The organism is Undibacterium parvum, assembly GCF_003955735.1.
Taxonomy (GTDB): Bacteria; Pseudomonadota; Gammaproteobacteria; order Burkholderiales; family Burkholderiaceae_D; genus Undibacterium; species Undibacterium parvum.
Window position 1 is genome coordinate 4,462,492 of sequence record NZ_CP034464.1, and the last position, 13,331, is coordinate 4,475,822.

The window sequence follows — 13,331 nt, forward strand, 5'->3', positions numbered from 1 at the left end:
TTACGCTAATGGCCAAAAATAAATTCAATCAAAATTGGGTGCATGACCACATAAATGATCCTTATGTGAAATTAGCACAAAAAGAAGGCTATCGGGCCCGCGCAGTTTACAAGTTAAAAGAGATAGACGAGTCCGAAAAACTAATCAAACCAGGTCAGATTATTGTTGATCTTGGCGCCACTCCGGGTAGCTGGTCTCAGTATGTCAGAGCTAAGTTGGCTGGCAAAGAGGGCGGGGGGATACTTGGCGAGATCTTCGCACTGGATTTGTTACCTATGGATCCGATTGCCGACGTCCAATTCTTGCAAGGTGATTTTGGCGAGCAAGATGTATTGGATAAATTGGAGGCGCAGTTGCGTGGGCGCAAAGTAGATCTTGTTTTATCGGATATGGCACCAAATCTCTCCGGCAATTCTCATGTTGACGCAGCAAGAATAGAAAATATTATTGAGTTAGCGGTGACCTTTGCCAAGGCGCACTTGAAGCCAAATGGCGCTTTGTTGGTCAAGTGTTTTCATGGTCCTAGTTATAATAATATTGTAGATATGTTCAAAACCGAGTTCAAAACAGTAGCAAATAAAAAGCCTAAAGCAAGCAAAGATAAATCTTCCGAGATTTTTTTGCTTGGAAAATGCTTAAAAAGTTAAATAGTTGAATTCTCGCTCTTGATAATCATCAACATAGGCAACATATCTTGTCTAGCAAGCTCTATCCATTACGGGTAGAATGATCACCTACGTGTGCAAGGCAATTCGTGCGTTTATCGTACGTCCAAGGAGTTCTCGTGAACAATATGTTTTCTAAAGCAGCCATTTGGGTGGTAATAGCCCTAGTGCTTTTTATGGTATTTAAACAATTCGATGGCCGCGGTTTAAGTTCCGGTGCTACTTCTATGCCTTACTCTGAGTTTTTGGATGAGGTGAGGGCGAAGCACATCAAAGAGGCGACTATCGATGATGCAAATCGCACTGTGGTTGCAACCACACTTGAAGGTAAAAAAATACGTTCGCAATTGACTATTTTCGATCGCGGTTTGGTCGGCGATTTGGTTAATTACGGAATTAAGTTTGATAACAAACCGCCTGAAGAACAATCTTTCTTATCCCAAGTCTTTATATCTTGGTTCCCTATGCTCTTACTGATAGGTGTTTGGGTGTTTTTTATGCGCCAGATGCAAGGTGGCGGCAAAGGCGGTGCTTTTTCGTTCGGAAAATCTAAAGCGCGCATGCTTGACGATACCAATAATAACGTCACTTTTGCGGACGTAGCTGGTTGCGATGAGGCGAAAGAGGAAGTTACTGAGATCGTAGAGTTCTTACGTGATCCAACGAAATTTCAAAAACTTGGCGGGCGTATTCCACGTGGTGTTTTAATGGTGGGGCCACCAGGAACAGGTAAGACGTTGCTGGCGCGTGCTATTGCCGGTGAAGCGAAAGTACCTTTCTTCACCATCGCGGGTTCTGATTTCGTTGAGATGTTTGTTGGCGTTGGCGCCTCACGCGTAAGAGATATGTTCGATAACGCGAAAAAGCATTCGCCTTGTATTATCTTTATCGATGAGATCGATGCAGTAGGGCGCCATCGCGGTGCTGGTATGGGCGGCGGCAACGATGAGCGTGAGCAAACATTAAACCAAATGCTGGTCGAGATGGATGGCTTTGAGCCAAATTCTGGTGTGATCGTCGTTGCAGCTACCAACCGCGCGGATGTACTTGACAAGGCATTGTTGCGCCCAGGTCGTTTTGACCGACAAGTCACTGTTGGCTTGCCAGATATTCGTGGCCGCGAGCAAATTTTAAATGTACATATGCGTAAGGTGCCAATCGCGCCTGACGTTAAGGCAGATATTTTGGCACGTGGAACCCCAGGTTTTTCTGGTGCAGATCTGGCAAATTTGGTTAATGAATCAGCTTTGTTTGCAGCCCGTCGCAATAAGCGTTTAGTCGAAATGCAAGATTTTGAAGATGCAAAAGACAAAATCTACATGGGACCTGAGCGTAAATCTATGGTTATGCGTGAAGACGAACGTAAAAATACAGCGTATCACGAATCTGGGCATGCTGTCGTAGCAAAACTTTTGCCGAAGGCAGATCCAGTACACAAAGTTACTATTATGCCGCGCGGAAATGCTTTGGGTTTAACCTGGCAATTGCCTGAGCATGATCAAATCAGCGGCTATAAAGATAAGATGCTAGAAGAGATTGCGATATTGTTTGGCGGTCGCATCGCTGAAGAATTGTTCGTTGGACAGATGTCAACTGGCGCCTCGAACGACTTTTCGCGTGCGACAAAGTTGGCAAGGTCGATGGTGACACGCTTTGGTATGTCCGATAGCTTAGGCGTGATGGTGTATGAAGATAGTCAGCAAGATGGTTATTTCGGTGGCGCCTCAAAAACAATTTCCGAAGCCACTCAGCAAAAAGTTGATGCAGAGATACGCGCAATTCTGGATGCTCAATATGCGATTTCGCGTCAGTTACTAGAGCAAAATCGCGATAAGGTTGAGGCAATGACCAAGGCATTGTTAGATTGGGAAACCATAGACGCCGATCAAATTAATGACATTATGAGCGGGATAGAGCCAAGGCCGCCAAAAGCCGGACAGCCTACTCCCAAAACGACATCTGATGGTAAATCTGGTGGCGTTACACCAAGCGCAACCGCTCCGGCTTAAGACTATTGAATATCGCTGTCTTTGATTAATTATTTTGCATGTAAGGGTGAGGAGTAATCCTCGCCCTTATTTTTTATCTATGAATACATTTTTTAGATGTGGGCGTTATCGCTTTGCACTCGATGGCGCTGGCAGTCGCCCGATAGTAATGGGCATCCTGAACGTTACACCTGACTCATTTTCGGATGGTGGCAATTACCGTTTTCTTGATGACGCCATTTCTCGTGCGGAGCAAATGATAGCCGACGGCGTTGATATTATTGATATTGGTGGCGAGTCAACAAGGCCGGGCGCTGCAACAGTCTCTATAGAAGTTGAGCTGCAACGCGTTATGCCTATAATTTTCGCTTTGCGGGACTGTGGCAAAGCGATTTCTATTGATACCTATAAGCCCGAAGTGATGCGTGAAGCGATTATGGCAGGGGTGGATATGGTAAATGATGTACGTGGTTTTGCCTCTATCGAGGCTAGGCAAGTAGTCTCCGACGTCGAGGTCGGGCTGTGTGTCATGCACATGCAAAATTTGCCGAGTAATATGCAGTTAGCACCGGCATATGCCGATGTTAATGATGCAGTAACCGATTTTTTTTCACAGCGACTTTCAGAACTAGATGCGCTTGGGGTGGATAGAGCAAGAGTCTGTCTGGATCCGGGTTTTGGCTTCGGTAAAACCTTAGCGCATAATATCTCGATGATGCGCCACCTTGCTGAGTTTCGAAATACTTTCGACCTACCTATCTTGGCAGGCCTTTCACGCAAAAGCATGATAGGCGAAATTGTGGGGCGTCCGGTTGAGCAGCGTTTGGCCGGCAGCCTGGCTGCTGCACTTGGTGCCGTAAATCAAGGTGCACGCTTATTGCGTGTTCATGATGTAGCCGAAACGGTAGATGCGATTAAAGTTTGGCAGCAAATATCAAATTAATTGAACTAGGATAAAAAATGACAAGAAAATATTTTGGGACCGATGGCATACGCGGCAAAGTTGGGGTTTATCCGATTACTCCTGATTTCGTAATGCGACTAGGTTACGCAGCTGGCAAGATGTTGGCAAACTCTGACAGTTTCGCCGGTAAGCGTCCTACCGTATTGATTGGAAAAGACACGCGCGTTTCTGGCTACATGTTGGAGGCCTCATTAGAGGCGGGTTTTGCGGCAGCGGGGGTCGATGTGATGCTGTCCGGGCCTATGCCTACGCCCGCGGTAGCTTACCTGACCAGAGCCTTGCGCTTATCCGCAGGCGTCGTTATATCGGCTTCGCACAACCCCTACGAAGACAATGGCATTAAGTTTTTTTCCGCACAAGGAGATAAGCTGGCAGATGAAGTTGAGCTGGCGATTGAGGCTGAGCTTGAAAAGCCTATGGACTGCGTCAGCTCAGAAAATTTAGGTAAGGCACATCGCTTGCGTGATGCCAACGGTCGCTACATAGAATTTTGCAAAAGCACTTACCCAAATGAGTTAGATTTACGTGGTCTCAAAATCGTAGTCGATTGCGCACATGGTGCCGCCTACGACATCGCACCTCATGTCTTCCATGAGCTCGGCGCCGAAGTCATTGCAATTGGCAATCAGCCCAATGGTTTCAATATTAATGACAAAGTCGGGGCAACATCTCCCGATGCCTTGGCCTTGGCTGTCAGAGCGAATCATGCCGATCTTGGGATCGCCTTGGACGGCGACGCTGATCGTCTGTTAATGGTGGATAAGAACGGGAAAATTTACGATGGAGATCAGTTACTGTATTTAATGGTGATCGATAGATTGGCAATAGGTCCGGTTCCCGGCGTCGTTGGTACCTTAATGACGAACATGGCGGTTGAAATCGCGTTCCAAAAATTGGGCGTTGGATTTACCAGAGCCAAAGTCGGCGACCGTTATGTTCTGGAACAAATGCGTGAACGCGGTTGGTTATTGGGGGGGGAAGGATCTGGTCATTTACTGTGCCTGGATAAGCATAGCACCGGTGACGGCATCGTCTCAGCACTACAGGTCTTGTCTGCTTTGCGACGCAACGAGCAAACCTTAGATCAGTGTTTTGAAAATTTAGAATTATTTCCACAAGTACTCATCAATGTAAGGGTGCCGACTGGTTTTGATTGGCAAAAAAATGAGGCGCTGTTAGCTGAAAAAATCAAGGTTGAGGCTGAGTTGGCAGGCAAAGGACGGGTCTTGATTCGTGCCTCTGGTACCGAGCCATTGATACGTGTAATGGTCGAAACTGCTGACGCCAACATGGCAAATTCACTGGCCAGACGTTTAGCGGAATGTATTCCGTCTAAACAGGCATAATATTTCGCTGTGAGCCCGTTTCAACCTTGAAAAGGGCGTCGATAACATGTACTATTCAGCCTTCTGTTTTTTGCGCCATGAGTTCGATGTGGCGCCGATATTTGAGAAAATCGGGTGCATTTTTTATCTAAGTAATCGATAAAAAATCGCCTTGATTTATTCGACTTGAGCTTGCTTAGAGCATAAAACAGAACTATGCGTCGGTAGCTCAGCTGGATAGAGCAATGCCCTTCTAAGGCATGGGTCGGGGGTTCGAGCCCCTCCCGACGCACCAGAATATAAGTAAGAGTAAAAATGAGTTATAGGCATACGCTTATAGCTCATTTTTTATTTGTACTTTACCTTGGTCCGACTTTGCTTCATCTTTGCCCTCCACCAGATTTACACTGCAGTTCAGCTTTCTCATTGGCTTTCTTGAGCTTGGTTTTTGCCTTGCTCATAGATTTAGCTGTGGCATTCGCCAGTTCTTCCTTGGCCCATTTTGCGCTCAGTTGTAGTGACGCACATTTCTGTTTGTCTTTTTCATTTTTAGCCGAAATTTTGCGCTGCTCTTTCTGATATTTTTCTTCTTCTTTCTGGCGTGCACTGAGCAATTTATTTAGATCTGCTTTTTCTTTTTCACTCGTGTTGACTGCTTGCTGGTAGTCTTTGCCCGAAATATTGTTACTGCTCTTATGTAATGACTGAGTAGCGCTGTCCGGGCAGGGTGTTTGCATATAAGTGCTGACACCCTTATCTACACATTTGTAGGTTTCCGCGGAAGCTGGCGTGATCAAAATCAATGGCGTGAGACAGATGATGCTGAAGCTGAAGCTGAAGCTAATCCAGAGATGTCGTTTCATGGCGTACTCCTATCACTTTTCCAGGGTTCATCAACTGATGTGGGTCCAACGCTTCTTTTATGGCCTGCATCAGGCGTATTTCTAAAGGTGATTTATACAAAAGTATCTCCTCTTTTTTCAACGCTCCTATGCCATGCTCGGCCGAGATGGATCCATGATGACGGTGTACGCTGTCATGCACTATGCGATTCACCTGCGCTTGTGCCAGCAGAAAATCATTGGCATGTTGGTGCGCGGGGGGCGAAACGTTATAGTGTAAATTTCCATCACCTAAATGCCCGAAGCAAACCATACGACAAGCAGGAAAGGCCGTCTGCAAAAGTGTATCCGTGGCTGAGATAAATGTAGCAATCTGCGAAACAGGGATTGAAATATCGTGTTTAATATTTTTTCCCTCGCGTGCCTGGGCGCTGGAAATGAGCTCGCGAAATTTCCAGATCGCAGCAGCCTGGCTGAGCGAGTTGGCGATCACCACATCTAGAATTAAGCCAGACTGCAGTGCGCTTGCCAGCAGATTTTCTAGCTGGGTCCGGGTATGCTCTTGAGTCTCGGAACTTGAAAGCTCGATCAGAACATACTGCGGATGAGATCTGCTAAATATTTTAGGTAGCTCGGCAAAGTGCTTGTGTACCAACTGTAGGCAAAAATCGGAAAACAGTTCAAAACCAGTCAAGCTTGCGCCAGTATGTTCTTGGACTAAACTTAATAAGCCTAAGGCTGCATTCACGTCGGCCAGCGCAATCAAGGCGGTCACTTCACTCTTGGGAATAGGGAATAATTTAATCACAGCGGCGGTGATGATGCCCAAAGTGCCTTCGGAGCCTATGAATAAATCACGTAAATCGTAACCGGTATTGTCTTTTCGCAGAGCCCGCAAACCATCCCAAATTTCGCCGGCGGCAGTCACTACTTCCAGTCCCAGGCAAAGCTCGCGGGCGTTGCCGTAACGTAGTACCGCAGTGCCGCCCGCATTGGTGGCGAGGTTGCCGCCTATAGTGCAGGATCCTTCCGATGCTAGCGAAAGTGGATACAGGCGATCGGCTCCTTGTGCTGCGGCTTGTACTTCGGCCAGTAAGCATCCGGCTTCTACCGTCATCGTATTATTGGCGGCGTCTATCTTCCTGATGCGCTTGAGGCGTTTCAAAGACAATACAATGCTGTTGCCGCTTTGATCTGGAATGCTGCCTAATACCAAGCCAGTGTTACCACCTTGTGGCACGATGGCGATCTGATGTTCAGCGCACAGTCGCACCAATGCCGCCACTTCCTCGCTGTTGGCGGGGCTGAGTACCGCCAGGGCTTTCCCTACTTCACGCTGACGCTGGTCGGTGAGGTAAGTCAGCATTTCATCTTGCTCGCTCAGGACATAATTAGCACCGATGGTTTGCTGGCAGAGATGCAGAAATGGCGACATGGTTTAGACTTTTATCCGGTGCGTCAATCGGTGGATTTGCTTGCGGTTTTTGCGGCCGCTTTTGCCGCTCTCTTGTAGGGCCGCAGATAGGAGATACTGCTAAAAAAGAAGACGACTGACAAGATGATCTCTATCCAGGCTAAGAAGTTCGACATGGGTAAGATGTCGCTACGGGCGCGCACCACGCCTTCGGTAAAGTATAAGAGGATGAACATCGAGGACCATTGCAAAGTATAGATCTGGCGCTTCAAAATTCCTCTGAGTGGAAACAGCAAGGGCAACACTTTCAGTAACATCCAGGAGCCGCCTGGACGCAGTGGTGCCAATACCGATTCCCATAGAAGCAGTAAAATAATCAGGGCGATTAAGCTACCACAGGCCAGCCAATAAAGTAAATCTTGTTTGGATTCGTTCATGATTTTTTTTGTAGTTGTAGCGCGGTTTCTGCCAGGCGGCGACCGAGTGCGATTGCTAGCTTTCGGCTCTCTTCGGTGAACGGCAGCTTGCCGTCTATGCCAGCCCAATGGCTGGCACCGTAAGGACTGCCTCCGCTACTGGTACTCATCAATTCGGGTTGACTGTAAGGTAGCCCCGTGATGAGCATGCCATGGTGCAGTAAGGGCAGCATCATGGATAGCAGGGTTGATTCCTGACCGCCGTGCAGGCTGCCGGTTGAGGTAAATACGCAGGCCGGCTTGCCGACCAAAGTGCCAGATAGCCAATCACTCGCCGTGCCATCCCAGAAATACTTCATGGCTGCCGCCATATTTCCAAAACGAGTTGGTGAGCCTAACGCCAAGCCAGCACATTCAGTCAAATCACTGAGTTCTACATACGGTGCACCCTCGGCCGGAATCTCTGGTTCAGTGGCCTGCGTGACACTGCTCACCGCCGGCACTGTGCGTAATCTGGCATCGCAACCTGGTACGCTCTCAATTCCTTGGGCGATCAGTTCTGCCAGACGTCGGGTGCTGCCATGACGTGAATAAAATAAAACGAGTAGGGTAATAGGGGGCATAAAAATAATTATCTGTGCCAATTTTTAAATGAAACAATTGGTCACTACTAAAGGGAATTTGCAGACGCTATTATAGGTCGGATTAATACAGGATATGTATAGACCACGCTAACGTCAGACGAAACAAGAATGTTTTGAATTGTCCGAGCAGCCAGGCTTAAATTATTCAGCGCAGACGCTTGAAAATAGTTAGCAAAACAAGCAAGTCCATTACAATGTGGGCTGGTAGCTTCAGCTTAGTGTCGATAAGAGATAGAGTAAAATTTTTATGCGTGGATTATCATGGTCGCAAATACGTAATTTGTTTTGGTTTGCCTTTGGCAGGCTAAAAGAAGGGCGCTTGCCGCAGGTGGCGGGCAGTCTGACCTTCACCACCGTTTTGGCCTTGGTGCCCATCATCACGATAGCGCTGGCAATCTTCACCGCTTTCCCACTGTTTAATAATTTCAGGACGTCTTTAGAGGCCTATTTTATTCAAAACCTCATGCCCAAGGGGATTTCAAATACGGTAATGGGCTACCTGACCCAGTTTGCCACCAAGGCGACCCGCTTGTCCGCGATAGGCGGGGTCGCCTTGATGGTGACCGCGGTCACCACGTTGTCGATGATAGACCGCTCCTTTAATCAGATTTGGCATGTCAAACAAGGCCGTCCTATCATGCAAAGAATTTTGGTGTATTGGGCCATCATCACTTTGGGACCTTTGCTGATCGGTATCTCACTGAGCGCCACCTCTTATCTGTTTTCCGCCACCAGTGGTGTGGTCGGCGCTGTGCCTTTTGTAGGGGCAGTTTTTTATACGATGGTGTCGATATTTTTTACCACCGGGGCTTTCACCTTGCTGTATCTGGCCGTGCCTAACCGTAGTGTAGACTGGCGCGACGCCGCCTGGGGCGGGCTATTTGCGGCGCTGGCATTTGAAATTTCCAAGCGTTTGTTTGCTGTGTTTGTGACGCGCTTCCCAACCTACACCATGATTTATGGTGCACTGGCGGCGATTCCGATTTTCTTACTCTGGATTTACTTGTCGTGGCTGATTACTTTAATCGGTGCGGTGATTGCCGCCTCATTACCCATCGTCAAATTTGAACGCTGGTGGCATGTGCCTACGCCTGGCAGCGCGTTTGAGGACGCAGTGGCGGTATTAAAAGTCCTGGTCCTTGCCAGAAATGGTAGTGGTGGTGCCAGCGTTGATCTAGCCAGCATACGGATACAGACGCGCTTTGGACTCGATGAAATTGAGGGATTGTTAGCGCAAATGCTGGAAGCAGATTGGGTTGCCAAGGTTACCGCTGATCACACTGCAAAATCCCAAAGACCGTGGTGGAATAAGATGGATGCGGGCACAGATCGCTGGATCTTTACGGCAGATCCTGGCAGTTTAAAACTCTCCGATGTGTATCGCTTGTTTGTGTTTGATATTGCCGACGCCAGCAGTTTAAGAAACTTAGTCAGTCGTGTCATCGATCAAGGCTTGAGCGAAAATCTGGCGGCGTATTTCTCTGAAAAATTAGCGGCACCACAAACCATCCAAACAGCGCCCATTCGTTAAGGCAATCGATTAAGGCAATCGGTTAAGGCAATCCACTCGCCGGCCTTACCTCAAATGGCACCAGCGACCTAGCCGCAGACCCAGTATCCATGCGGGTTTGCGGCATGCATGGCCGGCAAGGCGCATGAAATATGCGCACTGGGGCTATGGCTATTTGATTTCATAGCAAGCCAGGCGCAGTAGCAAAAGATTGATGGTGCTCCATGCGTTTGATCACTATCCGCAGCGATTTGTCTTCGCTTGTTGGTTTAGACTTTTGACGCGGGGAGCGATGTATTCGCCACAAGTAAGTTTGTATATCCAAGCGGCTGCGAGCGCAAATATTGCGGTGCCACCTCTACACTGGCGCCCAATTCGGCGGCTGCATGCCAAGGCCAGTGCGGATTGTAGAGTATGGCGCGCGCCAGCGCTACCATATCAGCCTGACCCTCAGCAATGATGGCTTCCGCTTGTGCCGGCTCGGTAATTAATCCGACTGCGATGGTAGGCATGCCGGTATGCTGGCGAATTCTATTGGCAAACTCAACTTGATATCCAGCACTCGCCGGAATGTTTTGCAGTGGCGAGACGCCGCCGCTAGAGACATGGATGAAGCTACAGTTGAGCGAATGTAAGGCCTGTGCAAACACCAGGCACTGCTCAAGATCCCAACCGCCGTCCACCCAATCAGTGGCAGAGACACGGATTCCAATCACCTTATCGGCAGGAAGTGCAGCGCGTAGTGCCGCCATGATCTGCAAGGGGAAGCGCATCCGGTTTGCCAGACTGCCACCGTATTCGTCTTCGCGTTGATTCGATAGTGGCGAGAGAAATTGATGGAGTAAATACCCGTGCGCAGCATGGATCTCAATGGCGTCGATACCGATGCGATGGGCGCGCAGCGCAGCATCAACGAAGCCCTGGCAGATGCGCTGCATGCCAGCATGATCGAGCTCCACTGGCGGTAAGTCGTGTGGATTGTGTGCCAGCGCAGAGGGACCGAGAGTTTGCCAGCCACCTTCTGCAGCTGAGCACTGCTTACCGCCTTGCCAGGGTACGTGGGTGGAGGCTTTGCGTCCGGCGTGCGCTAATTGGATCGCAATCGGCATGCTAGAATATTTGCGAACCGAGTTAATCACTTTGGCTAATGCGGCCTCAGTGTCATCCGACCACAGCCCCAGGTCGGCTGGGCTAATGCGCCCTTCAGGCAGCACTGCTGCTGCCTCTATGCAAAATAAGCCAGCGCCCGAGAGTGTCATCGCGCCCATGTGCATCAGATGCCAATCGCTGGCTTTGCCATCGAGCGCCGAGTACTGACACATTGGCGCAATTGCGATCCGGTTCTTCAGATGCAAAGACCCTAGCTGATACGAGGAGAATAGGGCGCTCATAGTGGCTTAGCCTACCGCTTCCAGATACTCTTGTTGTTCCAGCCAACTCGCTTCGACTTCGCCTAGTTCTTTTACCAGATAAGCTTGGTCTAGCAATAATCCCTTGAGCTTCTCTTTGTTGGTATCGTTATAGATAGCACTGTCTTCCAATTGCGCGGCAAGTGCGTGTTTCTTGCTGTTGAGCTTGGCCAATTGCTCTTCGAGTTTTTTAATCTGGTTTTCTATCGGCTTGCGTTGCGCGGCCAACTTTTGTTTGTCTTCCGTTTCCTTGCGGCGCTGTTCTTTATTGTCGCCTTTGTCAGCCACTGGAATCGGCTTCGCCAAAGGCAGGGCGTCGGTTTTTTTGTTCGCAGGCAAGGCCGGTTCGTTGGCTTGCGCGTTGGCTTTCGCCAGTTTATTCTTGAATAGCCAGTCTTTGTAGTCGTCCAGATCGCCGTCAAAAGGCTCTAACTTACCATCGGCAACGATGATGAATTGGTCCGTGGTAGCGCGCAACAAATGCCTGTCATGCGAGACCACCACCAAGGTACCTTCAAACTGCGCCAGCGCGTCGGTCAGCGCTTCACGGGTTTCCAGATCCAGATGGTTGGTCGGTTCATCGAGCAGCAAGAGGTTAGGGCGCTGCCAGACTATCATTGCCAATGCTAGACGCGCTTTTTCACCGCCTGAGAAAGGCGCGATAGGGCTAGTCACCATATTGCCAGGGAAGTTAAAGCCGCCGAGGAAATTGCGCAATTCTTGTTCGCGTATGCCAGGTGCAATATGCGCCAGATGCCATAAAGGCGATTCGTTATGGCGCAGCATTTCGACCTGATGCTGAGCAAAATAACCGATAGACAGACCTTTACCCGTCAGCATAGTGCCGGACAATGGCGCAATGTCACCGACCAGGGTTTTGATCAGGGTCGATTTACCCGCTCCGTTGACGCCGAGTAAGCCGATACGCTGACCGATTTGCAGGGAGAATTTGACGTCGCCAACGATCTTCTTCTCAGTGAAACTATGATCGGTCTTGGACTCGATGCGGTAGCCGCAATCGACGTCTTCCATCACCAGCATAGGATTCGGAGCGCTCAAAGGCTCACGGAATTCAAACGAGAATTCAGCTGCGGCACGCAATGGTGCCAATTCTTCCATCTTGGCCAAAGCTTTGATACGACTTTGCGCCTGCTTTGCCTTACTGGCTTTGGCGGCAAAACGCGAGATAAAGGATTGCAAATGGTCGCGCTTGCGGGTTTGTTTTTCAATCGCACTTTGCGCTAAAATCAATTGTGCTACGCGCTGACGTTCGAAAGCTGAATAGTTACCCGAGTAACGTTTAAGTTTGCGTTCGTCGATATGGGCAATCACATTGACGACGCCATCGAGGAAATCTCTATCATGCGAGATGATGATCAGGGTACCGGCATAACGCTTGAGCCAATCTTCCAGCCAGATAATCGCATCCAAATCCAAATGGTTGGTCGGTTCATCGAGTAGCAGTAAATCGGACTTACACATCAAAGCCTGCGCCAGATTCAAACGCATACGCCAACCACCTGAAAAACTGGCGACCGATTGCTCCATCTGATCGATGGTAAAGCCCAAACCCAATAACAATTGTTCGCCACGCGGACGCACCGTGTAGGCGTCCGCATCGGCCAGTGCGCCATACATCTCGCCGATGGCGATGCCGTTTTCCATGCTCTCGGGCTGGGCTTCGAGTTCGGCCAATTGCGCTTCAAGTTTGCGCAGTGCGGTATCACCATCGATCGCATAATCGATCGCGGTGCGATCTAAGGCGGGAGTTTCTTGCGCCACGTGGGCTAACTGCCATTTAGCCGGGAATTCTATACTGCCTTGATCGGGGTGCAATTCACCGCGCAACATCGCAAATAAACTCGATTTCCCCGCGCCATTGGAGCCGATCAGACCGATTTTGTCGCCTGGATTGAGCGTGATATCGACATTGTCGAACAGTGGTTTGGTGCCGCGAGCCAGAACGACTTGGAGAAAACGTATCATTGTTTATTTACTTACTTATTTACTTAATTACTTAATTGAAAAATCGATTGATCCGCAAGAATGCGAATAAACGGGGGAGTATCTGTCTTAAAACGCTGAAACCGCACAGTCTATGTGCGGCTTCAGCGTTTCCCCATCGATACTAGGGGTGAGTATGCGATTTCCTAG

Annotated in this window: 11 protein-coding genes and 1 tRNA gene; 6 read left to right on the forward strand and 6 right to left on the reverse strand. The window is 49.0% G+C overall.

Annotated elements, in window-relative coordinates; genetic code table 11:
- Window positions 1-8: 8 nt before the first annotated feature.
- From EJN92_RS19455 to EJN92_RS19475, 5 genes are all read left to right on the forward strand, one after another.
- Window positions 9-647 carry an RlmE family RNA methyltransferase gene (locus EJN92_RS19455; RefSeq protein ID WP_126129346.1) on the forward strand — a complete coding sequence of 213 codons (639 nt, stop codon included), beginning with the start codon at window positions 9-11 and terminating at the stop codon, window positions 645-647.
- Between the two features lie 137 nt (window positions 648-784).
- Window positions 785-2,674 carry an ATP-dependent zinc metalloprotease FtsH gene (ftsH, locus tag EJN92_RS19460; protein WP_126129347.1) on the forward strand — a complete coding sequence of 630 codons (1,890 nt, stop codon included), beginning with the start codon at window positions 785-787 and terminating at the stop codon, window positions 2,672-2,674.
- A 79-nt stretch (window positions 2,675-2,753) separates the two neighbouring features.
- Window positions 2,754-3,596, forward strand: a complete 843-nt coding sequence (gene folP / locus EJN92_RS19465) for a dihydropteroate synthase (protein ID WP_126129348.1) — start codon at window positions 2,754-2,756, stop codon at window positions 3,594-3,596.
- A 17-nt stretch (window positions 3,597-3,613) separates the two neighbouring features.
- Window positions 3,614-4,963 carry a phosphoglucosamine mutase gene (gene glmM / locus EJN92_RS19470; RefSeq protein WP_126129349.1) on the forward strand — a complete coding sequence of 450 codons (1,350 nt, stop codon included), beginning with the start codon at window positions 3,614-3,616 and terminating at the stop codon, window positions 4,961-4,963.
- A gap of 197 nt (window positions 4,964-5,160) precedes the next feature.
- Window positions 5,161-5,237: transfer RNA gene (locus EJN92_RS19475), tRNA-Arg, on the forward strand.
- A gap of 85 nt (window positions 5,238-5,322) precedes the next feature.
- On the opposite strand, the gene EJN92_RS19480 is transcribed toward EJN92_RS19475, so the two are convergent.
- From EJN92_RS19480 to wrbA, 4 genes are read right to left on the reverse strand one after another with little or no spacing between them, the layout of a single operon-like run.
- A complete protein-coding gene (locus EJN92_RS19480; protein WP_126129350.1) occupies window positions 5,323-5,739 on the reverse strand; it encodes a DUF4124 domain-containing protein in 417 nt (138 codons plus the stop codon).
- A 43-nt stretch (window positions 5,740-5,782) separates the two neighbouring features.
- Window positions 5,783-7,219, reverse strand: a complete 1,437-nt coding sequence (locus EJN92_RS19485; protein WP_126129351.1) for an FAD-binding oxidoreductase — start codon at window positions 7,217-7,219, stop codon at window positions 5,783-5,785.
- Between the two features lie 23 nt (window positions 7,220-7,242).
- On the reverse strand, window positions 7,243-7,635 hold the full coding sequence (locus EJN92_RS19490; protein ID WP_126129352.1) for a DUF2069 domain-containing protein: 393 nt from the start codon (window positions 7,633-7,635) through the stop codon (window positions 7,243-7,245).
- Window positions 7,632-8,237: an NAD(P)H:quinone oxidoreductase gene (gene wrbA / locus EJN92_RS19495; RefSeq protein ID WP_126129353.1), complete on the reverse strand. Its 606-nt coding sequence runs from the start codon at window positions 8,235-8,237 to the stop codon at window positions 7,632-7,634. The genes EJN92_RS19490 and wrbA overlap by 4 nt, the downstream gene beginning before the upstream one ends.
- Window positions 8,238-8,505: 268 nt before the next feature.
- On the opposite strand from wrbA, the gene EJN92_RS19500 reads away from it, so the two are divergent.
- On the forward strand, window positions 8,506-9,789 hold the full coding sequence (locus tag EJN92_RS19500; RefSeq protein ID WP_126129354.1) for a YihY family inner membrane protein: 1,284 nt from the start codon (window positions 8,506-8,508) through the stop codon (window positions 9,787-9,789).
- A 248-nt stretch (window positions 9,790-10,037) separates the two neighbouring features.
- Here EJN92_RS19500 and EJN92_RS19505 read toward each other — a convergent pair whose 3' ends face one another.
- Entirely contained in the window at window positions 10,038-11,159 is a 1,122-nt protein-coding gene (locus EJN92_RS19505) for an NADH:flavin oxidoreductase/NADH oxidase (RefSeq protein WP_126129355.1), read from the reverse strand.
- 6 nt (window positions 11,160-11,165) lie between these two features.
- The gene (locus EJN92_RS19510) at window positions 11,166-13,163 is read right to left on the reverse strand and encodes an ATP-binding cassette domain-containing protein (protein ID WP_126129356.1); all 1,998 of its coding nucleotides are present in this window, start codon (window positions 13,161-13,163) and stop codon (window positions 11,166-11,168) included.
- Window positions 13,164-13,331: the final 168 nt, after the last annotated feature.